Here is a 25,521-nt window from a genome sequence, read left to right as displayed (position 1 = left end):
CTACTACAGGTCGCTTTTTTCGTCTAGGCCACTGCCGGTTGCACAAGCGGCCCCGCACGCAGACTTTTGCACTGCCTTCCTGCCTTGCATTCATTCACGTATTCTTTCGTTGCACTATGGCTTCTCACATCCGCCTCGCTACGCTCCCTGATATTCCGGCCATCATGGCGCTAGTACGCCGAGTGGTACCCCTTATGCAGGCCAGTGGCAACCAGCAGTGGTCGGCTGAATACCCAAATGAGGAAGTGTTCCGGCGCGATATTGAGCAGCAGCACTTATGGGTGACAGAATTGGATGGACACATAGCCGCTATAGCCGCACTCACTAACAACGAGCAGGACCCCGAGTACGCCCAAGCCGACTGGGACCCAACGGAGCCAGCTCTCGTCACGCACCGTTTAGCAGTTGACCCAGCCGCCCAGGGCAGTGGCCTAGCTGTGTCCCTGTTGCAGCACGCCGAAACACTAGCCACGCAACTAGGTCTCAGCACCTTGCGCGTAGATACCAACTCCGAGAACCAAGCTACCCAACGGCTCTTCCCCAAGCTCGGCTACCACTACGCCGGTGAAATCACACTTGCCTTCCGGCCCGGCTTGCGGTTCTTCTGCTACGAAAAACGATTGGCCTAGCAGCTGCACAGAGTAATGTTACTGCTCAAACGGCCAACGGCCCTGGCTCCGGCTCCACAGTAAAAAGGCCACTACCCCCGCCGCCGTTACGCCCAGCGCCGACAGAATGAGCGTGGGGCCGGTGCTATAGAGAATAAACAGCCACACCGCAATGGCCAACACCACCGGCAGCGGATACAGGGGCATTCGGAAGGGCAGCCCTTGGGTACCCCGCCGGTTGCGCAACAGCACTAGCCCTACCGCCTGGCCTACGAACTGAATAAGAATGCGCATGGCCAGGATGGCGCTAATCACTTCCCCCAATCGGAACAACAGACTGAACACGAAGCCCACCCCGCCCAGAATCAGGAGGGAAACGTGGGGGAACTGTTTGGTAGGGTGCAAGCGCCCAAAAACCGGCAGAAACTCCCCATCGGCAGCGGCGGCATACGGTATGCGGGAGTAGCCCAGCAACACAGCAAATAGTGAGGCAAAGGCCACCCATAGTACCAGGGCCGTGGCGGCCTTGGCGGCGGCTACGCCATACAGGCGCTCCACGAACGTACTCACAATGAACTCCGACTTACTGGCCTCCTGCCATGGTATTACGGTACCCACGCTCCAGTTGAGCAGCAGGTACAGCGCCGCAATACCCAGAATGCTCAGGAAAATGCTGCGCGGAATGAGCTTATGAGGCTCTTTCACCTCGCCGCCCAAATGGCACACGTTATAATAGCCCAGATAGCTGTAGATGGTTTTTACCGCGGCCTGTCCCATAGCCGCCGAAATTAGGATGCCGGGCAGCGCTGCTAGGCCACCCTCCGGCAGCCAGGCCACTTCATGGGTGGCGTGCGTAATACCACCAAAAATCAGCCAAGTCATGAGCCCTAGCACTCCTACCCACAGCATCACGCCCAGCTTTCCAATGTCCTCAATGCGGCGGTAAAGCAGAGCAATGAGCAGCAGTACCACCGTTCCCGATACCAGCTTGGGCTGCCAGGGCGCGGCAGCATCAAACGGTACTAAGTAGCCGAAGTACTGCGCAAAGCCAATGGCGCCCGAGGCCAGCACTAGCGGGGCTTGGATCAGGGTTTGCCACACGTAGAGAAACGACATTAGCCGACCCCAGGTGTGCTCACCGTAGGCCAGTTTCAGGAAGCGGTACGAGCCGCCGGCCTCGGGGTAGGCGGCGCCCAGCTCGCTCCAGATCAGCCCGTCTACTACGCTCAGGCCAGCTCCTACCAGCCAAGCCAGCAGAAAATACGGCCCCATGAACCCCATTACCAGCGGCAGGGTCACGAAGGGGCCGATACCGACCATGTCAATCATATTCAGGGCGGTGGCCTGCACAAGCCCGAGCCGGCGACGGAGGGGCGCCGTAGCTTCGGGAGAAGTAGTAGAAGTCTGCGTCATGGGTCGTAAAAGTCGGATATACGCAGATTGTTCAGTGCACCCGTTAACTCGCTCCCCCACGTTCGCCTTCGAGGTGGCCTAGCAAGCACCTGCTCGCGCTAGCTAGAAGGCCTCTCACTTGCCCACGATCAGGCCGCATTTGCCCCGTTCGATACCTCCTTCGACCTGAACGGTAGGGCGGGCGCCCCTGCTTAGCAATGCGGGCGCTGCCAACCCCGGTTTAGCGAGTTGCGTAGGACGCTCACTCCCGCTAGCCTCAGCGGATGCCAACCAATCTCCTCTTGCATGTCTGCGGGTTCTTCCAAAATTGCGATTTACGGGGCCATCGGGGCTAATGTCGCCATTGCCATTTCCAAGTTTGTAGCGGCGTTTTTCACGGGCAGCTCGGCCATGCTCTCGGAGGGTATTCACTCATTAGTAGACAGCGGCAATGGCCTATTGCTCTTGTTTGGGGTAAGGCAAGCGGAGAAGCCCGCCGATGCCCGCCACCCCTTTGGGCGCAGTAAAGAACTGTACTTCTGGTCTTTAATTGTAGCCATCCTGGTATTTTCCGTGGGTGGAGGCATGTCGTTTTATGAAGGGGTAGAGCACTTGCGCCACCCGTCCCCCATCACCGACCCCACCTGGAACTACGTGGTGCTAGGCCTATCCATGCTGTTTGAGGGCATTTCTTGCTTTTTGGCACTGCGGGAGTTCAACAAAGAGCGCGGCGAAACAGGGTTCTGGGCCACACTGGGTCGCAGTAAGGACCCTTCCATCTTCGCTATTTTGATGGAAGATATGGCCGCCCTGCTAGGCCTAGTCATTGCCATGGCCGGAGTATATTTTGGGCACCTGCTAAACAACCCTTACTTTGATGGCGGGGCTTCCATTTGCATTGGCATCTTGCTGGTATCGGTGGCTATTTTCCTGATCTACAAAACCAAAGGCTTGCTGGTGGGAGAAGGGGTAGATGATGAAACCCTGGACAGCCTCGAAGCTATTGCCCGGCAGCAACGCGGCGTAGAGCAGGTGCGGCGCCCCCTCACCATGTACATGGGTCCGCACGACGTTGTGCTGGCCCTCGACGTAGAATTTCACGACCACCTTTCGGCAGTTGAAGTAGAGCGCACAGTGGATACGCTGCAGGATGCTATCCGGGCAAAGCACCCTGAGTTTAAGCGCATCTTCATCGAAGCCAAAGGGTTATCCGGAAAACAACGGACCACGTCGCCGACTGACCCGCTGGTGTCGCCGCAGATTTAACGTGTAACCTTCGAACTCAACGGTTCGTCTTTGCTTTACTACCAGGTTTGTACAGCACGCGTTGTTCCGCTTACAGGAGCAGCAGTGGCGTGCTGGTGTGCTGTCGTTTTTCCTGTTTTGCCTCTTCCCTTCCTCTATGCAAAAAGACTTATCCGCCGCTTCGCCTTTTAACTCTTTCTGGATGGGTGGCTTCGAGTGCACCGACCAGCTCAATGCCTTCGGCCACCGGGTAGATTTTCTGCCCCTGACTGGTCATTTGCCGCTGTTGGATGAGGACTATACTCGTCTGCAAGAGTTTGCCATTGGCAGCGTGCGTGAAGGCATTCGCTGGAGCCAGATTGAAAAAACGCCCTATCACTACGACTGGAGCACCGTGCAGGTGATGTTGGATGCGGGCCAGCGCCACGGCATTCAGCAGATCTGGGACCTGTGTCATTTCGGTTACCCCGACGACCTGACGCCCCTACACCCCATGTTTGCCCGGCGCTTTGCGTTTCTGTGCCGCGCCTTCGTAGACTTCTACCGCCAACAGCGCCCCGACGATGTGCTGATTGTAACGCCCATCAACGAGGTGAGCTTCATGAGCTGGCTGGGTGGCGACGTTCGGGGTACCTCGCCTTACTGCGTAGGCCAGGGTTGGGAGGTAAAACGCGGCCTGATGCGGGCCTACATTGAGGGCGTGGCCGCGCTGCTGGAAGCCGACCCCTCCATTCGGATTCTTACCACCGAGCCTCTGGTAAATGTAGTGCCGCGTTTTGGGGCCAGCCCCGAGGAGCTGCGCTGGGCACATGACTCCCACGAGTCTCAGTTTCAGAGCGTGGATATGCTCTGCGGCCGCCTGTGCCCCGACCTGGGTGGGCAGCCCGAATACCTAGACCTGCTCGGCTTTAATTTCTACTACGACAACCAGTGGCAGCATCATCCGCACCATATCTTGCCTTGGGTTAATGATAGCAACGACCCCCGCTGGAAGCCGCTGAGCTACCTATTGGCCCAGGCCTACAAGCGCTACAACCGGCCCGTTGTTCTCACCGAAACCAGCCACCCCGGTGTCGATAGGCCCTTGTGGTTAGAGATGATTGCGCAGGAGTCGGCGGCGGCCATTAAGGCGGGAGTGCCACTGCTGGGCGTATGCCTCTACCCGATTATTGACCGGCCCGACTGGGACCACCTTTCTCCCTGGCACCACGCGGGCCTCTGGGATGCGGACCTGGCTCACCCAGAACCAGGCCTAACGCGCGTATTGCACGAGCCTTCGGCCGAGGCACTCTTGGCAGCGCAGGCCCAAGTGGCCGCCGCCCAGCAGCAGGCCAGCAAGCGCCGCCGCGTATCCGTTGCTCCGTCAGTATGAGTCAGCCTCCTGCCCCTGCAGCCGCGGCCTTGTTGCAGCAGTTCCGTCAAGCCTTCGCCGATGTTAACCTCTCGCCGGAGGAGGCCCAGCAGTTGCGCAGCAGCCTCACCCACTACACCCAGAGTGGCGGCTCTCTAGATACGTTACGCCACCAGCTGTTTGCCCTGGCGCAGGAGCGCTTCAATACGTTTAAGGATAAAGCAGTGCTGGAATGGCTGGAAGAGGCTACGGCACTAACCTCCAGCGAGGTGGCGCCCCGAGCTCCTGCTGAGCTGACTCAGGACTTAACGTACCGCTCCGGCGTGTACTTCAGCCCTGGCCTAGCTTGCGTAGAAGCCATCCAAGGCTTTATCCAGACGGCGCACCGCACCCTGGATGTTTGCGTGTTTACCGTGGCCGATGACCGCCTGACGGAGGCGTTACTGCTAGCTCACCGCCGCGGAGTGAAGCTGCGCCTGCTCACTGACAACGACAAGGTGTACGACCAAGGCTCTGATGTGCAGCAACTCTACGCGGCCGGAGTAGCTACCCGCACCGACTGCACCGAGTACCATATGCACCACAAGTTTGCCGTTGCAGACGGGCAAGCTGTGCTAACGGGCAGCTACAACTGGACGCGCTCTGCCGCCGCTCACAACCACGAGAACCTGCTCATCACCCAAGACCCTACCATTGTAGGCCACTACGCCCAGCAGTTTGAACAGCTGTGGGAGCAAATGGCCATCTTTGGTGAAGGCTCTAGGCCTACTGCGCCGCGGCCTGGCCGTCGGTAGCCTCTGCTTTGGGCCGCCGAATCTGCAGGGGCTGCGAGGTTGTTACGGTGCCTACCGTGAGGTGCAGGTTGTAGTCGCCGGCGGGCAGGCTGGTGAAGTCCAAGGACTGGTTGTGCTGGCCCGGTGCCTGCTTGCGGTAGTCAGACACCCGCACCACAATACCACGCTGGTCGTAGAGCACCCAACCCAGAGGCATAGTTTCTGCCAAGGTATAGTTCATCTGCACCACCCCGTTAGATGGGTTCGGGTACACACTCATGTTATTGGCCCCAATGCCCGGGATTCGGCTGGCAGCTAGTGTGGTTTTAGGCACTTCAATTACGGCAGGCTCTATTTTCCACTGCTGCGTTGGCTCGCCCTTGTAGCGCCACTGCTGGATACCGCCATCCACGGAGTCTTTGGCCGTCAGAGCTTTACGACTGTGCTTGGCAATAAGCTTATAATATCCGTCGCCAGCTTCTTCAATCTGCCAGAGTTGGTTGTTGCCGCTATAGAAACTCCACAGGCTCATGGGGGCCCCGTTGGAAGTGGAGCTGCCTAGTACTTCGAGCACTTTGGGGCTTCCTTGCACCAGCAGCCGGTAATACCCTTCGCCAGCACTTTCAATCTTCCACTGTGGTGCCGAGGTGCGGGCTGCCGCTGTAGACGTGCCACGGAACGGACGACTCTCGTCTATCACCTCAAGCGGTGTGCCCGTTGCCCTTGATTTAAGCGTGAACACGCCACCAGCCAAAGCCCCGGGAGGTACCACCGGTGCCGTAGAAGCAGCTGTTGTGGCCGCACTAGCGGTTGAAGTGCTTGCCGCTGGCGTAGTGTTCTTGGTTGCGGGTTTAGCAGGAGCTGTTTTGGCAGCGGTGGCTTTAGCAGCCGGAGCAGGAGAGGCTGGCTTAGTTTTGGCGGCCGCTGGTTTAGCAGCGGATGCTGCCGGGGCCGGGGCTACTGCCGCCTTGGTTGCCACTGGGTGAGCCGCCTGGGCAGCCGCTGCCTTGGCGGCCAAGGCAGCTTGCACTGCTTCTGCCGGGTCAGGCGTAGTTGGTGAGCCCACGGGATACAGGTCGCCGGCCGGAATAGTTTGTAAGGCCTGTCCGGGAGGCATCCACTGCAGTGCCACACTGGCGTCGCCTTCTTCATCAAAGTATTCCAACTTGATGGTTGTTTTCTCGCCGGCGGCTAAGCTTACCGAGTTACCATCGAGCTGCACTGAGCCTTTACCATTCCAGGTGTCAAGTACTTTCTTGCCATTCACCCAGAGCCGCACACCTTCCTTGGTAGCTACTGCAAATTTATAGCTACCCGTAGAAGGGGCTGCCAGCAGGCCCTCCCAGCGCACGGAAAAGTTATCTTTCGACACCTCGGGCGCGGGAGCGGTATTCCCCCAACGAAATTCTACGGTGGGATCTAGGCGCTTCAGGACGGGAGCACCCGCCAAAGTGCCATTATTGAAGTAAAGGGCCGTAAGTCCTGTGCCAAGGCCCTGCGCCAACGCGGCCGAAGACCAATCGAGTAAGCTTAACCCCAGAACAGAGCAGAACAGTAGTTTTTGCACAGCAGAAAGGATATTGGTAGCGAAGAGCGGCGGCTAGCAGATATAATTTCACACGCCTCAGAAGATGATCTTGCTTACTGCCAGCCGGTCTTCACTCGTAAGACCATCACAATATAAATCAATTAGTCTGGCATTTGTCGCATGTCCTTGCCATACTACTATTAATCAATATTTTAGTACACAAAAACCGTAAATTTGACCCGTACAGTTGAGTTTACTCAACCATATTTCGTGCATTTTTACTTCCCTTTTTGTTTGGCTATGTCTGCAGTATCTGCTTTTTTATCAACATCCCTTGGACTGCTAGAAATCAGGGGCGATGAGACAGGCTTGAGCGCCGTGTGTTTCCTAGACCAGCCAAGCCCTGGATTGTACGAAACCAGGAAGAATGCTGTACCTGCCTGCCTACAAGAGGGGTACCGGCAACTACAGGCGTACTTCACCAGGGAGTTGCAACAGTTTGACTTAACGTACTCTACCCCTAAGGGCACTGATTTTCAGCGGCAGGTTTGGGCGGCGCTAGCCCAAGTAGGGTTTGGCCGAACGGCTTCTTACTTGGATGTAGCCCGCCTGCTGCAGAACCCCGGGGCAGTGCGGGCAGTGGGAGCGGCGAATGGCCAAAACCCTTTGGCCATTGTGTGGCCCTGTCACCGCATTATTGGGGCCAATGGGCAGTTAACTGGGTATGCCGGTGGCCTAGCTCGCAAGCGGTGGCTACTTGACTTCGAACGCCCATCCCAGCAAGGAAATCTGTTTACGTAGTAACTGCCACCTGCTAGGCCAGTAGCACCCCGTATGCCTTGCGGGCACACATGCATCACCAACAGAGTGTAGAAGCATATCCCTACTCTGGCAGCACGGCTCCCGCTTCTAGGCGCTGCTGGTGCTGGAGGCCCCACGCTTTCAACACCTCAATTACCGGGTCGAGTGACCGGGCGTAGGGCAAGGCCTCGTATTCGACTACCACGGGCGGGCCGGGGTGCACCGTGCGGGTAATGAACTGATGCGCTTCTAAATCCTTCAGCTCCTTGGCCAACACTTTGGTGGAAATACCTGGCACGCTGCGCTCTAGGCCCCGAAAGTGGCGTGCCCCGGAGTGCAAAGCCACAATTATTTGCAGCTTCCACTTGCCATTAACCACTAGTAAAGCATGCCGCAGGGCCTGCATGGTCTGGACGCACTCGGCGGAATCTCGCTTGGTCATATCGTAAAAAGAATAAAGACGGTGAGAGTATACACCTGATTACCTGCGGGTAACCATGCTACCAGCACGTAATCGGAAGTGCAGGAAAGGTACAAACAAACGGCTAGCTGATTACTTGAGGTAACCTGAATACCAACCCATCGGGGTGGCTACTTCAAGGGGCAGGCAGCTACCGGAACTCCCGGAGCTGACCTGCAATATTTCACCTCTTTTTTCACCTTCCGTTTATGCAGATTCTGCACATTATTTCCAGTGCCCGCGGCGCCGAGTCGTACAGTACGCAATTGAGCCAAGGAATTATTGACAAGCTGTTGGCCGCGCATCCGGGCAGTACAGTTGTGGTTCGCAACCTGGCTACCCATCCGTTTCCGCACCTCGAAGAAGCGCACCTGCAAGCGTACTTCACGCCGGCCGAAGGTCGCTCCCCAGAGCAGCAGGAAGCAGTGCGCCACTCCGATGAAGCTATTGCCCAGGTACTAGCGACCGATGCCTTGGTGATTGGGGTGCCCTTTTATAACTTCAGCATCACCTCTTCCCTGAAAGCGTGGCTCGATCATTTGACGCGGGCAGGCGTCACGTTTCGCTACACCCCTACTGGCCCCGAGGGCCTCATAACCGGTAAGAAGGTGTACTTGGCCGTTGCCAGCGGTGGTATCTACTCCGAGGGGCCCATGCAGCCTTATGATTTTGCCGTACCCTACTTGCGCTGGATGCTGGGCTTCCTAGGCCTCACCGACGTAACCGTGGCCCGCGCAGAGGGCGTGAAGCTGCCAGAGTACCAACCCTATGCCCTGCAGAAGGGACTGGATAGTGTAGTCGTGTAAACAGTTTCGGTGGCACTGCCTCCAGTCGGCTGCCGCTAACAGGCCTAGCACACGCTACCCACCAGAAAGCGTTTGTGCTAGGCCTGTTTTTGTCAGCATCTAGCAACAATTTTTAGTTAGCGCTTGGAGCTTCGAGCCACCTAGGCCTATCTAGCTGACTGCGCTCCGGAAGCATGCACAAACGCAAGTAGCTCTCGGTAAATGATGTTATACTGCCAATAGAGCTGCAACACCATGGGTACGTGCTTCTTGCCTGGTAGCTCCTGTAGCACCGGGTGCTGGCCTAGCGCCACTAGCTTCTGCCGGAACTTCTCGCTGCTGTTCCGGATAGAAGGGTATGTCTCGCCCCCTACGAACAGTAAGAACGGCGGCGTGCTAGCCGTGACGTGGTACATAGCCGACACGTCTCGCCATACGGCGGGGCTGTTGCCGAAGGGCAGCAAATACTGCTCGTCGCCGGGGTACTGCATCTTCTGCAGATAATCCAGCATATCCAGTCCGGCCGGATCATCGAGGATGGCTCCGCGAATGGAACTAGGATTCATGCCCCAGCGGGCTAGTCGTTGGGTATCGGCGGTAAGCAAGGCCGCTAGGCCACCGCCCGCAGAATGACCCATCAGGTACAGGCGCTGCGGGTCGCCCCCATACTCCGCAATGTGCTGCGCCGTCCAAGCTACAGCCCGGGCACAATCTTCAGCCATGGCTGGCACCTCCACTTGCGGGGCCAGCCGGTAATTGATTATGACGGCTACTACGCCCTGCTTAGCCAGGCGGCGTCCAATAAATGAGTAGAAGTTTTTGTTGCCGCTGTTCCAGCTGCCGCCATGAATAAACACTACTACCGGCCGCGGAGCTGCGGCCTGTTTTTTGGGCGCATACACATCAAGGCGGTGGCGCTCGGTATCAAACGCCGGATCGGTGGGCGGTACGTAGGCTACGTCCTGGGTCCGGCGGCTGGGGCGCGCCACGGCGTATTCATTGGACAGGCCTAGTAGCAGGGTTAGAAGCAACAAACCGGGTACTACCCGAGAGAAAAAAATGCGCATGAAACACAGAAAAATGGCCACCGAGCGTTTGCTCTACTGGGGTAGCTAATGGGAGCAGCTGCTTGATATACTGCGCAGCCACCCGCTCGGATTGCCGAACTGCCCCCAACGCGCTAACTCAGCCAGGGTTACGCGCATCAGCTTATCTTTGGTTCTTACGCCACTCTTTCTCTGGCTCTACTTTTTATGAAATCAGTATCCGCAACGCTGCTACTGGCAGCGGCTCTGCTTACCTGGGAAGCCACTCCCGCGCTGGCCCAACGCAAAACCAAAGTCAAGACCAAAGGCGAAACGGCAGTAGCTATTACCTCAGCTAACCGTTTGCAGCCGCTATTTGGTGGACTCACACCGGCCCAGGCAGAGCAAGCCGTGGGGCCTGCTTTTCTGGCCGACATCTCCCGCAGCTTTGCGTCGCGCGAGGAGGCCAGCCGCTTCTTTTCCACCAAGGGCTACGAATACCTGAGCGAGAACCAAGCCGACACGGCCCAGTACCGCTTCAATCTGGCCTGGCTTCTCGATCAGAGAAACCCCGATGCCTACCGGGGCCTAGGCATCATTGCCAGCCAAAAAGCCACGCCGGAGGTAGCCATTGGGTTGCTCAGACAAGGCTTGGCTTTCGACCCTAAGAATGCCAACCTGCTCAACGACCTGGGCGCCTGCTACCTGATTGTGTATGAGCAGTCAAAAAAGAAAAAAGACCTGACCACCGCCGCTACATACCTAGAGCAGTCGGTGGCGCTGCCCACCGCCCCCGCCGATGCCTGGCAGCAGATAGCGCGGGTGTATTTCTACCAGGAGAAGTACCCACAGGCCTGGGAAGCCGTTCATAAGGGCCAGCAATTGAGCGTAGGCAGCCTCGACTTTGACCTTATCTCCGACCTTATTGCGAAGCTCCCTGACCCGGCCGGCCAGTTCAAATAAATCGGGGAAGAGCCGCGTTATACAACAGTCGGCGCCGTGGTAGCGTATGCCGTAGCCTCTCACCAACCTCCCTCCGCGTGAACCTTCGACCTCTGCTTCCCACCCTATTGCTGCTGTCTGTAGTCACCATTGAGCAGGCAGCCGCGCAGAATGGCGGCCCCGAGCGCCGCCGTCGGCACTACGATGGCAATGCCCGCCCTTACTACCGTGGCCCGGTGCGCCTTACGCTAGGCCTAGGCGCCGGCTTTTACAATGGCGACATAACCGGCAGCCTCGGCGACCAGTTTGTGGGGCCTAGTGTTAGCGCAGGTCTGTTGTATAAGTTTCGGCCGCACTGGCTGGTGGGTGGCGAGGCCACGTACTTTCAGATAGGAGCCAAAGATCATATTCCGGAGCGCAACCTAGCTTTCAGGGGGCGGAACGGCTCGGGAGTGGTATTTCTGCGCTGGGAGCCCTTCCACGACGAAGCCGCCTACGCCGATCCTCGCAGCCCCGCCGCCCTGGTAAAGCCCTACCTGAAAGCTGGCGGCGGCTTCCTGCTTTACAACCCCGATGCGTACCTGGGTACCGAGCGCCCGTCTAACGGCACAACCTTCCTGGGCCCCGAGCGCCTTGATTACCCGGCCCTGACGGTGGTTGCGCCGGTAGGCGTGGGCGTTACGCTCCGACTCACTCGTCAGCTCAACGCCTCCATTGAAGGCACCTACTACTTCACCGCTACCGACCAACTCGACGATGTAAGCCCCATCTCGGGCCGGGCCATTTCCGACAAAAACCGCAACGACGGCTACGGGCTGGCCGAAATCAAGTTTGAATACGCTCCTTGGCGCCGCTAGGTCAGTAGCAGCACGCTGCCTCCGCCGCCACAGCTAACCACACAAAAAAAGGGCCCACCGTAAAGTGGGCCCTTTTTGCTGGGTGAAAACGCTGTGTTTATTGCTTCATGAAGCGCTGACGGAATGTTTTCTGTCCGTCGCTCACGGTGAGCAGGTACAGACCCTTGGCTAGCGTAGAAACATTGAGCTGGCCATTCTCGAAACGGGCACCAGCAGCTTTAGCGCCGCGCAGATCCGTGATGGTTACCGACTTCACTTCGGCGCCGTTGGGCAGGGCAATGTTGAGCACGTCAGCAGCCGGGTTGGGGTACACTTCCAGTTGCTTAGCCACTTCGGCGCCAAGTGTAGTGCCGCCCGCCAGCGAAGGCAGGCCCTCCGGGGCCAACGTGCCACCGCTGATGTTGAGGGTATAGTCCTCGGTTTCGCCGTAGCTGTAGCTACCGCAGCTAGTTGTAGCCGATGCATCACTCACAATTACACGCATCCGGGTAGCGCCGCTCTTGGCCGTGGTGGGTACCGTGAAGGTGCTGGTGAGCGTGCCGCTGCTAGAAGAAGAACCTGATACCACTAATTCGCCAGAGTCGGTAAAGTCGCCATCTTGGTTGTAGTCGATGTACACTTTCCAGTACTCAGTGTAGGCCGTAGAGGCGAAGCCAGCCGAGAAGCTGATGGTCTGAGAAGAACCCGCTGCTACCGAAGTAGACGAGGCCGTGCCGTTGTAGTAGCCACCATCAGCACCCGAAGTACGGGCCATAGTGCCCAGCTTCACGTAGTCGATCCACTCGTAGGCCACACTGGTGCCTTTGGAGGTGCAGTAGGCCACTGTGGTAGGTGGCGGAGTAGTGCTGCCAGCGGCAGCGCCCACACCTACTGCATACCAAGCGTTAGTCACGGCAGTTACTTGTGTTGAGCCGGCACCGTACAGGTCAGTAGCAGCCGAAATGGCCGCGGTGCGGGCGTTGGCAAACGTAGAGGAAGCGGTGAGGTACACGCTTTCAGTGCGGTAGGCAATTTTAGCGGCGGCATCTAGTCCGATGCCCGTTACCGAGTATGCGCTGCCGATGTCGTTGGTGCCCGAGCCACCCTGGGTCAGCAAGTAGAACCAGAAATTCAGCACGCCCGAGTTGGTGTGCACTCCACCGTAGTCATTGGAGGAGGTTGGCGAGGTAGTAGTGGCTTTCCAGTAGGTACCCTTATAGGTATCGGGTTGGCCATAAGTGTTGGGGCTGCTCATGGAGCGCAGTGCACCTCCGCTCTTCTTGATTTCCTCGCCGATAAGCCAAGTAGATTTGCCGGTTAGGCCATAAATCCCCACGGTGTAGGCCTCTACGCAAGCACCCCAGATATCGGAGAAGCCTTCGTTCATGGCGCCCGACTCGTTCTGGTAGGCCAGATTAGCGGTTTTTTCGCACACGGCGTGGCCTATTTCGTGGCCGCACACATCCAGAGCCGCCAGGGGCTTGAAAGTAGTGGCACCGTCGCCGTAAGTCATTACCGAACCGTTCCAATACGCATTTTCAAAGCCGACGCCGTCGCCGGGCGTGTCGTCGAAGTGCACGTAGCTCTTGATTTTGGCGCCCGCATTGTCAAAGGAGTTGCGGTTGTGGGTGGCTTTCCAATAGTCGTAGGTAGCCTGGGCCCCAAAGTGCGCATCACCAGCCACGTTGTCGAAGTTGGCGTTGTTGTACTCAGTGGCCGTCCAGTTGTTGTCGGTATCAACGAAGTCGGTAGCGGCGGTATAGCTGCTGCCTTTCTTAGCGTTGTAAGTTTCGATGCCTAGGCCGCGGGTAGCCTCCCGCAGGTAGTAGCCACCCGTGGTAGTACTGTTGGCTAAGGACCGTGTACCGCTGTAGGCAGTGGCAAACGTGGCCGTAGCCGCTGCATGCTTGATAATGTTGTCTTGCAGCACCACCTCACCGGAATGTGCATCAACATAAATATAGGCGCGGCTTACAGGCTGCTGCGCATAGATGTTGAACTTCCAGGCCAAGGTAGGCTTGCCCGCCAGCGACTCGTCGGCGGTGCGGGAGTTGCGCACAATCACCAGTTCGCCTTTGGGCAGGTAAGTGGCGTTTTCGTTGTTCTCGAGGATCTTCAGGCCGGCTTCCTCGCGGGCGTCCTGCCACATGTACTTCTGCGCACCCACAAAGGCCATAGCCCGCTGCAGTGCAGCTTGGGCATTCAGCGAAGGAGTAACATTGAGGCCCTTAATCCGCTCAAATTGGCCACTGATGCTGGCTACATCGTTCTGGCGGGCGTGCACCGTGTACGAGGCTTGCTCTACCTTAATGCCTTTGTAGTACTGATTGTACTTCTCATGCACGAAGCCCAACTCATCAATGTCGGTTTTGGCGCGCAGCATCTGGTCTTCAGAAGTGAGCTGCAGGTGCTCTTTTAGCACTTGGTCGGCCTGGCTAAGCTTGTAGGCCCCCGTTTGCGCTTTAAACTCTACTAAGAAGGGGGTGCCGTTGTCGTTGAGCTCTTTGCTCTGTACGCGGGATTGATCCTGGGCGTGTGCACTAGAAACAGCCAGGCCGCCGAGCAACAGCAATGCTGCCGCAGGGTATTTGTTTACCATAAAAAGGAGGTTGTGGAAAAGAGGGGAAGGATAGGCTCCTATTCCTGCCGGCATAAAGCGAAACAGAAATAAAAGGCCTCCAAATTAATTATTTTTTAATATAAACATCAATATTTTATAAATACCACCTAAAAAATAGCCGTATAAATAAAAATATGTCAATTAATACTCATTATCCTAACCGGTATGGCAAAATGCAATACTTCTGGGTTGGAGCCACTTACTTTGCCGTACCCCTCGGGTAGCCGTACAGCTATGGCCATGCCCCTACCATACTCCTATACATTTCTAAGAAGCCACGCCCATGGAACGCGTTACCTCTCCCTCATTTTCATCGCGCTGGTCTCTGCAAGGGCAAGTTGCTGTAGTTACTGGCGCCTCCAAAGGCATTGGGGCCGCCGTAGCCGCTGAGTTGCTGGCGCTTGGCGCTACCGTACTTGCCGTGGCTCGCCAAGCTGATCCACTCAATGTTCAGGTGGCGGAATGGCAGCAGAAAGGCTTTGATGCGCACGCCTTTGCCGCCGACCTCAGTCAACCCACCGACCGGCAGGCGCTGGTGCAGGAAGTGGCCGGCCGCTGGCCACAGTTACACATTCTGGTCAACAACGTGGGTACCAACATCCGCAAGCCTACTACAGAATACACTTCGGAGGAGTACCGCCATTTGCTGGCCACTAACCTCGACTCAGCTTGGGAGTTAAGCCGGGCGGCTCACCCGTTGTTACAGGCGGCAGGCCATAGCAGCATCGTGAATATCTCGTCGGTGGCGGGACTGGTGCACGTCCGCACGGGCTCTATCTATGGCATGACCAAGGCAGCCTTGGTGCAACTCACGCGCAACTTGGCGGCCGAGTGGGCCTCGGCGGGTATTCGGGTGAACTGCGTGGCTCCATGGTACATCAAAACTCCGCTGGCCAGCGCAGTGCTGCAGAATGAGGCCTACCTGAAACAGGTAGTAGACCGCACCCCATTGGGCCGAGTGGGTGAGCCAGAGGAGGTAGCCGCTGCCGTAGCCTTCCTCTGCCTACCCGCTGCAGCTTACATCACAGGCCAAACCATCAGCGTAGATGGTGGATTCTCAGTGAATGGTTTCTAAGCAGTAACTGAGTGTTTGAGTGGCCTAGCGTATTATAAGGATGCACAACGCACCCGCAGGACAGCGCAGTTGCTTCTTGTTTAGCGCAGTCAGAGGCATTGAAAACAAGAAAAGCCCTTACGTCCTGTATAGACGTAAGGGCTATTGAATTGGGTCACTAGAAGTGGCCTAGCGTCATTGCGAAGGACCTTTCACTATGACGCTAGGCCACCTCACAAATTCACAAACTCTCTACTTCACCGCTAGGCCTGCCTCGTAGCGGGCCAGGGAGCCTTCGGCAGAAGCTAGGTAGAGGAAGGGCTCAATGAGCTCCAACTCCATCAGCAGCAGCTCACCGTTGGCATCTACCCCATCTACGCGGGCGTAAAGACAGTCGGCGGCGTAGCGGGCCACAATGGCGTCGGCGGCTTGGCGTAAGTGGGAGGGGGCCTCGCGGGGCTCAATGCCGCCGCCTAGGTAATGCTGCACCCGGAAGTCGCCAGATTTTGGGGTTTTCAGCACGCAGTGGCTATACTCGCCGCCCAGGTAGATGAGCGACCATTCGCCTTCCTGCTGAATTTCGGGTTGGAAGGGCTGCACCAGGAAATCTTCGTGCTGCAGCAGTTGAGCCAACTGGGGCTGCCGCACCGCCGACTCTTGCCTGGTGAGCGTGAACGTGTTTTTGGCGCCGCCGCTAACGGCTGGCTTTACTACTAGCTCGTCGCTGCCGAGAATAGAGAACAGCTCGTCGATATTGACTTCGCTACCGCGGTTCAACCAGTGCGTGGGCACAATGCTCACGCCCGCTTCCTGCATTTCCAGGAGATAACGCTTATTGGCATTCCAGCGCACGGTAGCCACCGGGTTAAGCATGCGCACACCTAGCGCTTCCATGCGGTCAAGCCACTGGTAAAACTCTTCCACCCGGTCGAAGTAGTCCCAAGGCGACTTCACCACCACCACGTCGTAACGCTGCCATTCAACAGACGGATTGGTCCAGACGCGTGGCTCTACGATGTGGCCCTGCTCGCGCAGGTACCGGGTAAGTAAGCTGTCCTCGTCTTCCACGTTGGGGGCAGCGTATTGGGCGAGACTCTCACAGGTAACAAGGGCAATATTCATTACGGACTTAAGCAGATTTATTGGCTTGCGCAGATGCAGAGCGGCGCAATTGGGGGTGGGGAACAGGACGGAAAGCACGGGCAGGCGGCCTAACAATGCGCTATCAGACGTAACGCTTACCTAGCGGTTGCTTCTCGGCATCGATAGCACAGAAGCTGAGCTACTTACTTTTTACCAGCAGTTAAATAGTCGGCGGCGAGGGTGGCCAGGGTTTTCACGCCTAGGGTGAGGCCACTCTCATCAATGAAGAAGCCAGCAGTATGGTGCGGGGCCGTTTCAGCGGGGTTCTTGCCCTTGGGCATGCCACCCACAAACACGAACAAGCCGGGTACCTTCTCCTGAAAGAAAGCGAAGTCCTCGGCACCGGTCACGGCTTTCTGCACCACTACTTTGTCGGGGCCGGCCGTGCGGCGCAAGCTGGGTGCCATTTGCTCCGTTAGGCGCAAGTCGTTGAAGGTGACAGGGGCGTAGTTGGTAATTTCCACCTCAGCCGTGGCGCCGGCGCTTTCCGCAATATTGGTAGCTGTGCGGCGGATGGCAGCCCATATCTTCTGCTGCATGTCTTTGTCCAGGGTCCGGATGGTACCCGTCAGCTCCACTTGCTCCGGAATGATGTTGTTGCGCACCCCACCGTGCACCATGCCCACTGTCAGCACCGCCGCATCCTGGGTTAGCTCCGTCTGCCGACTCACGATAGTTTGCAGGCCCATAATAATTTGGGCGGCGGTTACGACTGGGTCCACGGCCAGCCACGGATATGCGCCATGCGCCGACTTGCCTTTCACCTTGATGCTGAACACGTCTGAAGAAGCCATTTCCCCACCAGGCCGGTATTTAAGGGTGCCCACCTCAGTTTGCGCGTTGATATGAACGCCGAAGATGGCATCGACCTTGGGGTTTTCGAGGGCTCCTTCCTTCACCATCAGCTTGGCGCCACCTTCTACGCCGGGCAAGGAGCCTTCCTCGGCGGGCTGGAAGATAAACTTCACGGTGCCCGGCAGGTCCTTTTTCACTTGGCTCAATACCTCGGCCGCACCTAGCAACATGGCTACGTGGGTGTCGTGGCCGCAGGCGTGCATCACGCCCACTTCCTGCCCGTTGTAGGTGGTGCGCGCTTTAGAGGCGAAGGGAATATTCACGCTTTCCGTCACGGGCAGGGCGTCCATGTCGGCGCGCAGGGCTACTACGGGACCGGGCTTGCCGCCGCGCAGCAATGCTACCACACCCGTGCGTGCCACACCAGTTTGTACCTCTAGGCCTAGCTTTTTGAGTTGCTCGGCTACCAGCGCCGCCGTGCGGGTTTCCTGGTTGCCCAACTCCGGGTGCTCGTGAATGTCGCGGCGCCAGGCCACTACCTGCGTTTCTTGCTGAGCCGAGAGCTTGGCAATCCGGTCGTTCAGCGTTTTATTCTGGGCAGTGGCGCGGGTTATGCTGCCCCCTACTACGAGGGCTAGGAGGGCGTAATGCGTTATTCTCATAAGCAAAGAAGACACAAGGAGGAAGACAAAGTAAGGAGGGGCAACGTGCGGCAGGTAACCACTGGCCTAGCGCATTATTTGTTCATTTCCAGGTAATCGGTGGCTAGAGTAGCCAGGGTTTTAACGCCCAGCGTGAAGCCGCTCTCATCTAGTTTGAAGCCGGCCGTATGGTGGTCGGCGGCGGTGGCGGGGTCCTGGCCCTTAGGCATGCCGCCCACAAACACGAACAGGCCCGGCACTTTTTCCTGATACAGCGAGAAGTCCTCGGCCCAGGTGTTGGGCTTCACTTCCTTCACGTTGGCGGGGCCGCCGGCTACGGCTTGCAGGGTTGGCACCATGCGCGCCGTGAGAGCCAAGTGGTTGAAGGTGACGGGCACGTACGACTCAATATTGACCTCGGCGGTAGCACCGGCACTTTCGGCAATATTAGTGGCCGTGCGGCGAATGGCAGCCCAGATCTGCTCCTGCGTGGCGGGGTTGAAGGCGCGAATGGTGCCACTCAGCTCTACATCGGCCGGAATGACGTTGTAGCGCACACCCGCCTTCAGAGTGCCCACCGTTACCACGGCGGCATCGTCGGTGAGGTTTACTTGGCGGCTAACGATAGTTTGCAGGCCTACAATGATTTGCGCAGCCGTAACTACGGGGTCGACGCTGCTCCAGGGCCGAGCCCCATGGGCACCTTTGCCGAGTACCTTGATGGTAAACCGGTCGGAGCTGGCCATTTCACCACCGGGCCGGTAGGCGAGCTGGCCCACCTCGGTTTGGGCATTGATGTGCAGGCCGAACACGGCTTGCACTTTCGGGTTTTCAAGCACGCCTTCCTTGATCATCAGCTTGGCGCCGCCCTCCACGCCAGGCAAGGAGCCTTCCTCAGCGGGCTGGAAGATGAACTTCACGGTGCCGGGCAGATCGTTCTTTACCTGGCTCAGCACCTCAGCGGCTCCCATGAGCATGGCGGTGTGAGCATCGTGGCCACAGGCGTGCATTACGCCCACCGGCTGGCCCAAGTAGGTGGTCTTGACGGTGGAAGCAAAGGGCACCCCAGAGGCTTCCGTGACGGGTAGGGCATCCATATCGGCGCGCAATGCTACCACGGGGCCGGGCTTACCGCCCCGCAGGATGCCTACCACGCCCGTACGACCCACACCAGTCTGCACTTCTAGGCCTAGCTTTTTCAAGTGAGCGGCCACAATGCCCGCCGTGCGTTTCTCCTCGTTGCCGAGCTCGGGATGCTGATGAAAATCGCGCCGCCACGCAATGACTTTGCTTTCTTCCTGCGCGGCGAGTTGGGCAATGCGGGCGTTAAGAGCAGTATTTTGACCCAGAGCAGGGGCGGCAGTCAGCAGAGCTGCTACCACAGGAGCGGCGGAAAGAAACTTCATCAGAGGACGGTAAGCTAAGCAATGCGGGACACAGGTAGCCGAAAAGGTACGCCGCAAACCCGCTTCAATGGAATGCTTCAGCTAAAAAAACACCTAGGCCAGTGCCACCTGATTTAATGGCCGCTTTGCCAACTTGCAGCCGCGCCCGGCCCGCTTTGGCTTGTGGGTTATCGGGGCGCCGTTTTTCTGATGAACTCACCTTCTTTTACGTGGCGCGAAGCCTGGGCTAAGTCCGCCTTTCGCGGGCGGCTGGTTGCAGTGCTAGGCCTGTTACTTACGCTGGCGGCCTTGCTGCCCCGCTTTTTTGCCTTTGTACAGGCCCGGCCCGGCCGGCTCCTCCCCGATCCACTCCTGGCTTGGCTACCGGCCCACAATGTATCGGTCCCCGCCTTTGTGGTGATTTATCTCGGAATAGGCCTAGGCGTGGTTACGCTGGTGCCTAGGCCACTGCGGCTGCTGCGGACTTTGTGGGCGTACTGGCTGCTGCACCTGCTGCGGTGCTGCACCCTATTTCTGCTGCCACTAGAGCCCCCCACGGGCCTCCTAATACTGCGCGACCCATTGGTAGAGCGTTTTTTCTACGCCGCGCCTGAGCCCATTACCAAAGACTTATTCTTCTCGGGCCACACGGCCACACTGCTGCTACTTACCTTAGCCGTACCACCGGGCTGGCGGCGGGGGGCGCTGGCTGTGGCTACTCTCCTTATCGGCTGCTTAGTGCTGGTACAGCACGCTCATTACACGTATGATGTGCTAGCTGCCGTACCACTCACCTTATTGGCCTACTGGCTAGCTGGCCAAATTTCTCGGCCTGCCAGGCCAGCTGCTCATTTACAAACGTAGGCCACCTTCTCCGGCTTTCATCATGACAGATAGAGTCTACTCTCAAAAATGCCACGGGCCACTGCATACCGCAGCGGCCCGTGGCATTTTTGAGAGTAGACTCTATTTACTTCAGATGCTTCTCGTAGATGCCCGCTGCAATGCGCTCGGTCAGAGATTTGGGCACGAAGCTGGTGAGCTTGGCCGACACCTTGTTGAGGGTGCCCGGAATAATTTCTGCCACCCCACTCAACAGGGCCGCTACCGCCGCCTGCGCTACTTGCTGGGGCGTCATGGATACCTTGTTGGCAGTTTCCTGGAGCTGAGCGTTCATGCCCGCCCGGTCGGCGAAATCGGTGGTGGTAGAACCGGGGCTGAGGCAGGTTACCGATACGCTGGTGTCGCGCAGCTCGTAACGCAAGCCGCGGGAAAAGCTCAGCAAAAAAGCCTTGCTGGCGGCGTAGAGTGTGAGCGTGGGTACGGCTTGGTAGGCCGCCGTGCTGGCCACATTCAGAATGTAGGCCTTCGGCTGCTGGCGTAGCTGGGGCAACAGGGCGTGAGTTAGTTCCATGGGGAGCAGCATGTTGAGTTGCAGCATGTTCTGTTGCTCTTCCAACGACAACTCCTCAAAGCGCCCCCACAAGCCATAGCCAGCATTATTAACTAGCACCGCCAGCTCCGAGGTTTGCGCCTGAGCCCAAGCGGCTAGCGCCGCGGCGGCGCCGGGCGTAGCCAAGTCGGCAGCATATACGTGAACCTCAATGCCATGACGCTGGCGCAGCTCGGCGGCTACCTGCTCCAGTTGATCGGCGGAGCGAGCGGCCAGCAGCAGATGGTAGCCACAGTGAGCCAGCTCGGCCGCTAAGGCCCGACCAATTCCGCGAGAAGCACCAGTAATTAGGGCAGTTTTCAAGAGTGAAATTGCGAAGTTGTGAGGTTGAGAAAGGCGAAGCGGCACTACTGCCTATTAGTAATTACAGCAACTTCAGCCCTTCACAAGTTCACTATTTAACCAAATGGAGGAACCGTAGGTAAAAAGGCGTAGGACTATTCTCGTGCTTGGGCTCGTATTTACCCGAGATAATGGGCACATACATCACCCGGCGGCGCGAGGCCTCGCCCACTAGCGGTGACTGAGCTACGCGGTGCCACATGCGGCCATCGTGCACGGTTAGGTCACCTGACTCGGTTTCTACGGCTATTTCGTTGGAGTCGGGGCCTACGTCTTTGTAGTACTTCTTGCGGAAGAGGATGTCGCGCAGGCCCTGGCGGTGCGTGCCCGGAATCACGCGCAGGCCCCCATTAGTAGCCGGCGTACCATCTAGGTGCACCCCCACGTTGAGCATGGGGCCAATTTTCTTGCCGTAAAACACGTCGCGCAAAGAATCGGTATGCCAGCCCATCTGCGAGAACTCACTGCCCGCCACGTTCACGTAGTGGTTGATAACGAGACCATCCTTCTCGTTTTCACCTACCCGGCCGTGCGGAGCTTCCAGCAGCGGAAACAGTGCTCGGAAGCGTGGGTCTTGCAGAAACTCGTGCAGCACAGGGCTGTGGTGCGAGGCAAACGCAAACCGCTGCACAATAGGCGAGCCATCCACGTCTTTACCGTACTTGATGGGCACGCCATTTACTTTCTGCACCCCGTCGGCCAGCCAGCGCTGCTGCACATCTTCAGAAGCTTGCAACAAGCTCTGAACCGTTTCGGGGGAGATAAAAGCGCGGAAGTGTAAAAAGCCGTATTCGCGAAAAAAATCCAGTTGCTCCGACGTTAAGCTGTCGCCGAGTGTGAAACGAGGATAGTTCGGTAGTGAAGAAGACATATAGCAAAGGCGGCCAAACAAACGCCTGTTGAGAGGAGGCAAAGATACAACACCAACTGTGGCCTAGGGGTAAAATCCAGCATTTCCGTCGAAAGCTGACAAACTCCCGGCGCTAATATTACTGCCAGTCGGTGAAGAACGGGTGAACCAACCAAGAAGTAAGCAGAAGGTTTGTACCGGACCTGTATCTTCGCTGCTATACCCAGTACTCTCCCGTTGCCCTTCCTAATGAATCGTGCTACGCTCTTATTCTTACTGGGAATGCTGGCGGCACAGGAACAGGCCGCGGCGCAAACAGCTCCTTCACGGCTGGTGCCGTTCCGGCAGGGTAAGCGCTGGGGCTACGCCGACCACACGCGCCGCTTGGTGCTGCCCATCCGCTACGATGAGGCCGGCCCCTTCGTGGCGGAAATAGCCTGGGTGCGCCAGGGCGCGCTCTACGGCTACATTGATGGCGGCGGCAACCCTATCACGCCCATTCAGTACACCCGCGCCAGCACGTTCCGGCACGGCCATGCTACCGTGGAGCTCAACGGCGAAACCTTCGACATCGACCTCAGTGGCCGCCGCCTGACCGAGCCCGCCCCGCCTGAGCCTGAGGTGGAGCCCCTAGAGCATGGCGACCTTGTGCGCAAGAATGGGAAGGTAGGCTTCCGCTTCACGGTGGGCACAGCCAGCGTACCCGCCGAATACGATGAGATTCGGGAGAATTACAACGGCTTGCTGTTCGTGCGCCAGGGTGCGAAGTGGGGCGTCATCAACAGCAAGGGCAAACTGGTGCAACCCCTAACCTACGACGCCATCCGGACGGAAGGCAACTTGGTGTTTCCGGCCGTGCAGCGCGAAGGCCTCTGGGGCTACCTTGATGAGGAAGGCAACACCCTCACCGAACTCCGCTACCGCCAAGCCGATCCGTTTCTGGGCGACATTGCCCGCGTCATCACCGCCAGCGGCCAGCCCGGTTACATCGACGCCAACGGCCAGGAGTTCTTCGAGTAGCTCCCCGTTCACCTCACCCCCGTCCCCTCTCCTCAGGGAGAGGGGACGGGGGTGAGGTAACCGTGTTAGCGGATAAACCTGTATTTTCCAGGACCTATCCGCTACTGCTATGCTCCCGCTACCTATCCTGAATGTGAAGCTAAACACTTGCCAAGAAGACTGGCAGCAGATGACGCCCGTGGCGCTAGGCCACCATTGCGCCCAGTGCGACCGGGTGGTCATCAATTTTACTACCTCCAGCCAAGCCGATTTAGCCGCCGCTTTCCAAAACTCGCCCGATGGCCGGGTCTGCGGGCGGTTTAGGCCGGAGCAGTTGGCGCCTAGGCCACTGCTGCGCCAAAAGCTACGGCGGTTTCTGGTGGCGCTGGTGCTAGTATGTGGCCTAGGCCTGTCGGGGCAGGAGGCGCTGGCGCAGGTGCGGAAAGTAGCGGCGAAAGCGCAGCAGGTACCGGATAACTGGCTGGGAATGGTAGTAGAGCAGATGCCCAAGTACAAGGATGGCAGTCAGGAAGCCCTACAGAAGTACATTAAGCAAACCCTTCATTACCCTAGTGGTGCTAAGGCATCCGGAAAGATCTTTATAAGCTTCATTGTCACGAAAACCGGGCAGGTAGCGAATGTTGAAGTAGTTAAAGGATTAGAGCCACTGCTTGATAAGGAAGCTATTCGGGTAGTGCGCCAAATGGGCAACTGGACACCTGGTCAGCAGCAAAACCGTCCTGTAGATGTCCGGTACACTTTGCCAATTACGTTTACACTTCGATAAACCGTCGGCAGTTTTATACAGCTTTCGTACTGAACTAAAACCTTCCTACTTTCCTGCACTTCCAACCTAACTCTCCCGCCCTATGCTCTTCACGCCTAGCCCCATGCTGCTCAAGTTGCTCTACACTCGCGGCAGCCTACACAACACGCCTGAAGGGGTAGCCTTCAGCATCAAAAACCGACTGGATACGGTCCGCGTGACGCGCATCGACCACGTGCAGATTGATGGGGTGCACATTCCGGCTGAGCAGATTGCGCTAGATATGGGTGAGGGCAACGTGCGGCCCGCTGTGGCGCTGAACTCTGATGGCAACGGCGTGAACCTGCCCGTAGGCCAGTCGGCTACCTTTCACCTGGCTACGGAACAGTTGAAGGAAGGTATGCACACGGTGCAGGTGCAATTTGCCGCCGATCCGTTTGGGGAGCTAACGGTGGAAGTAGAAGATGCCATTGCCCTGCGGCCCGAAAACCGAACCCGCATCCCTCGCTCCGAGCAAGATGATTACTCCGAAGAAGCCGTGCAGGCCCGTCAGCGCTTCGCGGAGGAGTTTTCGGGCCAGGAGTTTCAGCACTTAAAGCACTACTCCTTCGATGCCCACATGCTGCAGGGTAACTGCGAGCATTTTACGGGCGTGGCCCAGATTCCGGTAGGCCTAGCCGGCCCGTTGCGCGTGAATGGGGAGCACGCCCAGGGCGACTTCCTCATCCCGATGGCCACCACCGAGGGCACCCTGGTAGCTAGTTACAACCGCGGCATCCAGGTGCTCAACCTCTGCGGCGGCGTGAAGTGCACTGTCATTGGCGATGCCATGCAGCGCGCCCCGGTATTTGTGTTTGATGATGCCCGTGGAGCCCGCGACTTTGGCCGCTGGGTAGCAGAGGAAATTGAGCGCATCCGCCCCGAGGCCGAAAGCACCTCCCGCGTGGCCAAGCTCCAGTACATCGACACCTACCTGGCCAACAAGTTCGCCTACCTGCGTTTCAACTTCTCTACCGGCGACGCCGCCGGCCAGAACATGGTAGGCCGGGCAACCTTCGCCGCCTGCTCCTGGATTCTGGAGCACTACAAGGGTGCCCCCATCCGCCACTTCTACCTTGAATCGAATTTCGCTACCGATAAGAAGGCTTCGCAAATCAACGTGATGCGAACCCGCGGCAAGCGCGTGGTGGCGGAGTGCGTTATCAAGCGCGACATTCTGCAACAACGCATGCGCGTCACGCCCGAGCAACTGGCCTACCACGGCCAGGTCAGCAACGTGGGCGCCTTCCTCTCCGGAGCTAACAACAACGGGGCCCACTCTGCCAACGGCATCACGGCCCTGTTCATTGCCACCGGCCAAGACGTAGCCAACGTGTCGGAATCATCGGCGGGGGTGCTGTACTCCGAAGTCACGAAGGAAGGCGACCTGTACCTGAGCATCACCATTCCCTCGCTCATCGTGGCTACTCATGGCGGTGGCACTGGCCTAGCCACCCAAAACGAGTGCCTGCGCATGTTGGGCTGCGTGGGCCGCGGCACCGTGAACAAGTTTGCCGAAATCGTAGCTGGCGTGGTACTTGCTGGTGAGTTGAGCTTGGGTTCCGCCATCAGCAGCAGTGACTGGGTAAGCTCCCACGAACAGTACGGCCGCAACCGATAGCAAATCAACCTAAACAGTATTCCTTGCTACATATCAAATAGTTATGCTAACTCAATCATATTGGTCA

Annotated in this window: 23 protein-coding genes; 13 read left to right on the top strand and 10 right to left on the bottom strand. The window is 57.9% G+C overall.

The window, feature by feature from the left end:
* Positions 1–116: 116 nt before the first annotated feature.
* Positions 117–629, top strand: coding sequence for a GNAT family N-acetyltransferase (locus EU556_RS02040; protein ID WP_135430525.1), 513 nt, complete (start codon positions 117–119; stop codon positions 627–629).
* An 18-nt stretch (positions 630–647) separates the two neighbouring features.
* On the opposite strand, the gene EU556_RS02035 is transcribed toward EU556_RS02040, so the two are convergent.
* Positions 648–2,021, bottom strand: a complete 1,374-nt coding sequence (locus EU556_RS02035; protein ID WP_135430523.1) for an APC family permease — start codon at positions 2,019–2,021, stop codon at positions 648–650.
* 285 nt (positions 2,022–2,306) lie between these two features.
* Here EU556_RS02035 and EU556_RS02030 point away from each other — a divergent pair, with 285 nt between their 5' ends.
* The 3 genes from EU556_RS02030 to EU556_RS02020 all read left to right on the top strand — a co-directional run bounded on the left by EU556_RS02030 (position 2,307) and on the right by EU556_RS02020 (position 5,390).
* On the top strand, positions 2,307–3,266 hold the full coding sequence (locus EU556_RS02030; RefSeq protein WP_135430520.1) for a cation diffusion facilitator family transporter: 960 nt from the start codon (positions 2,307–2,309) through the stop codon (positions 3,264–3,266).
* Positions 3,267–3,402: 136 nt separating this feature from the next.
* Entirely contained in the window at positions 3,403–4,617 is a 1,215-nt protein-coding gene (locus EU556_RS02025; RefSeq protein ID WP_135430518.1) for a glycosyltransferase family protein, read from the top strand.
* On the top strand, positions 4,614–5,390 hold the full coding sequence (locus EU556_RS02020) for a phospholipase D-like domain-containing protein (protein ID WP_135430517.1): 777 nt from the start codon (positions 4,614–4,616) through the stop codon (positions 5,388–5,390). Before EU556_RS02025 ends, EU556_RS02020 begins: the two co-directional genes overlap by 4 nt.
* Here EU556_RS02020 and EU556_RS02015 read toward each other — a convergent pair.
* Positions 5,362–6,936, bottom strand: coding sequence for a PA14 domain-containing protein (locus tag EU556_RS02015; RefSeq protein ID WP_135430515.1), 1,575 nt, complete (start codon positions 6,934–6,936; stop codon positions 5,362–5,364). The two genes, EU556_RS02020 and EU556_RS02015, sit on opposite strands and share 29 nt — an antisense overlap.
* Positions 6,937–7,386: 450 nt before the next feature.
* Here EU556_RS02015 and EU556_RS26405 point away from each other — a divergent pair, with 450 nt between their 5' ends.
* Positions 7,387–7,698 (top strand): methylated-DNA--[protein]-cysteine S-methyltransferase, encoded by a 312-nt coding sequence (locus EU556_RS26405; RefSeq protein WP_245327369.1) that lies wholly within the window; start codon positions 7,387–7,389, stop codon positions 7,696–7,698.
* Positions 7,699–7,780: 82 nt separating this feature from the next.
* On the opposite strand, the gene EU556_RS02005 is transcribed toward EU556_RS26405, so the two are convergent.
* Positions 7,781–8,140, bottom strand: coding sequence for a winged helix-turn-helix transcriptional regulator (locus tag EU556_RS02005; RefSeq protein WP_135430510.1), 360 nt, complete (start codon positions 8,138–8,140; stop codon positions 7,781–7,783).
* A gap of 227 nt (positions 8,141–8,367) precedes the next feature.
* On the opposite strand from EU556_RS02005, the gene EU556_RS02000 reads away from it, so the two are divergent.
* Positions 8,368–8,964 carry an FMN-dependent NADH-azoreductase gene (locus tag EU556_RS02000; RefSeq protein ID WP_135430508.1) on the top strand — a complete coding sequence of 199 codons (597 nt, stop codon included), beginning with the start codon at positions 8,368–8,370 and terminating at the stop codon, positions 8,962–8,964.
* Between the two features lie 146 nt (positions 8,965–9,110).
* On the opposite strand, the gene EU556_RS01995 is transcribed toward EU556_RS02000, so the two are convergent.
* Positions 9,111–10,010, bottom strand: a complete 900-nt coding sequence (locus tag EU556_RS01995; RefSeq protein ID WP_135430506.1) for an alpha/beta hydrolase — start codon at positions 10,008–10,010, stop codon at positions 9,111–9,113.
* 186 nt (positions 10,011–10,196) lie between these two features.
* On the opposite strand from EU556_RS01995, the gene EU556_RS01990 reads away from it, so the two are divergent.
* Together EU556_RS01990 and EU556_RS01985 are read left to right on the top strand one after the other, a co-directional pair.
* Positions 10,197–10,931, top strand: a complete 735-nt coding sequence (locus tag EU556_RS01990; RefSeq protein WP_135430503.1) for a tetratricopeptide repeat protein — start codon at positions 10,197–10,199, stop codon at positions 10,929–10,931.
* 77 nt (positions 10,932–11,008) lie between these two features.
* Positions 11,009–11,767: a hypothetical protein gene (locus EU556_RS01985; RefSeq protein WP_135430501.1), complete on the top strand. Its 759-nt coding sequence runs from the start codon at positions 11,009–11,011 to the stop codon at positions 11,765–11,767.
* Between the two features lie 97 nt (positions 11,768–11,864).
* Here the strand turns inward: EU556_RS01985 and EU556_RS01980 are convergent, their stop codons facing one another.
* A complete protein-coding gene (locus tag EU556_RS01980) occupies positions 11,865–14,345 on the bottom strand; it encodes a M4 family metallopeptidase (protein ID WP_167855412.1) in 2,481 nt (826 codons plus the stop codon).
* Positions 14,346–14,649: 304 nt separating this feature from the next.
* Between EU556_RS01980 and EU556_RS01975 the strand changes: the two genes are divergently transcribed.
* Positions 14,650–15,441: an SDR family oxidoreductase gene (locus tag EU556_RS01975; protein WP_135430497.1), complete on the top strand. Its 792-nt coding sequence runs from the start codon at positions 14,650–14,652 to the stop codon at positions 15,439–15,441.
* A gap of 231 nt (positions 15,442–15,672) precedes the next feature.
* Here EU556_RS01975 and EU556_RS01970 read toward each other — a convergent pair whose 3' ends face one another.
* From EU556_RS01970 to EU556_RS01960, 3 genes are all read right to left on the bottom strand, one after another.
* Positions 15,673–16,542 (bottom strand): ATP-grasp domain-containing protein, encoded by an 870-nt coding sequence (locus tag EU556_RS01970; RefSeq protein ID WP_135430494.1) that lies wholly within the window; start codon positions 16,540–16,542, stop codon positions 15,673–15,675.
* A gap of 164 nt (positions 16,543–16,706) precedes the next feature.
* The gene (locus tag EU556_RS01965) at positions 16,707–18,020 is read right to left on the bottom strand and encodes an amidohydrolase (RefSeq protein ID WP_135430493.1); all 1,314 of its coding nucleotides are present in this window, start codon (positions 18,018–18,020) and stop codon (positions 16,707–16,709) included.
* A gap of 74 nt (positions 18,021–18,094) precedes the next feature.
* Positions 18,095–19,405, bottom strand: a complete 1,311-nt coding sequence (locus tag EU556_RS01960) for an amidohydrolase (RefSeq protein ID WP_135430491.1) — start codon at positions 19,403–19,405, stop codon at positions 18,095–18,097.
* A gap of 189 nt (positions 19,406–19,594) precedes the next feature.
* On the opposite strand from EU556_RS01960, the gene EU556_RS01955 reads away from it, so the two are divergent.
* Positions 19,595–20,248 carry a phosphatase PAP2-related protein gene (locus EU556_RS01955; protein ID WP_135430479.1) on the top strand — a complete coding sequence of 218 codons (654 nt, stop codon included), beginning with the start codon at positions 19,595–19,597 and terminating at the stop codon, positions 20,246–20,248.
* A gap of 106 nt (positions 20,249–20,354) precedes the next feature.
* Here EU556_RS01955 and EU556_RS01950 read toward each other — a convergent pair whose 3' ends face one another.
* On the bottom strand, positions 20,355–21,140 hold the full coding sequence (locus EU556_RS01950) for an SDR family NAD(P)-dependent oxidoreductase (RefSeq protein WP_135430477.1): 786 nt from the start codon (positions 21,138–21,140) through the stop codon (positions 20,355–20,357).
* A gap of 91 nt (positions 21,141–21,231) precedes the next feature.
* Positions 21,232–22,050, bottom strand: coding sequence for a phytanoyl-CoA dioxygenase family protein (locus tag EU556_RS01945; RefSeq protein ID WP_135430475.1), 819 nt, complete (start codon positions 22,048–22,050; stop codon positions 21,232–21,234).
* Between the two features lie 228 nt (positions 22,051–22,278).
* Between EU556_RS01945 and EU556_RS01940 the strand changes: the two genes are divergently transcribed.
* From EU556_RS01940 to EU556_RS01930, 3 genes are all read left to right on the top strand, one after another.
* Positions 22,279–23,049: a WG repeat-containing protein gene (locus EU556_RS01940; protein WP_135430473.1), complete on the top strand. Its 771-nt coding sequence runs from the start codon at positions 22,279–22,281 to the stop codon at positions 23,047–23,049.
* A gap of 109 nt (positions 23,050–23,158) precedes the next feature.
* Positions 23,159–23,815, top strand: a complete 657-nt coding sequence (locus tag EU556_RS01935) for an energy transducer TonB (protein WP_135430471.1) — start codon at positions 23,159–23,161, stop codon at positions 23,813–23,815.
* A gap of 82 nt (positions 23,816–23,897) precedes the next feature.
* On the top strand, positions 23,898–25,454 hold the full coding sequence (locus EU556_RS01930; protein WP_135430469.1) for a hydroxymethylglutaryl-CoA reductase: 1,557 nt from the start codon (positions 23,898–23,900) through the stop codon (positions 25,452–25,454).
* The last annotated feature ends 67 nt before the right edge of the window (positions 25,455–25,521 follow it).

It is taken from the genome of Hymenobacter fodinae, from assembly GCF_004745825.1.
Classification (GTDB): domain Bacteria; phylum Bacteroidota; class Bacteroidia; order Cytophagales; family Hymenobacteraceae; genus Hymenobacter; species Hymenobacter fodinae.
This window is presented reverse-complemented; position numbering and strand designations above follow the sequence as displayed.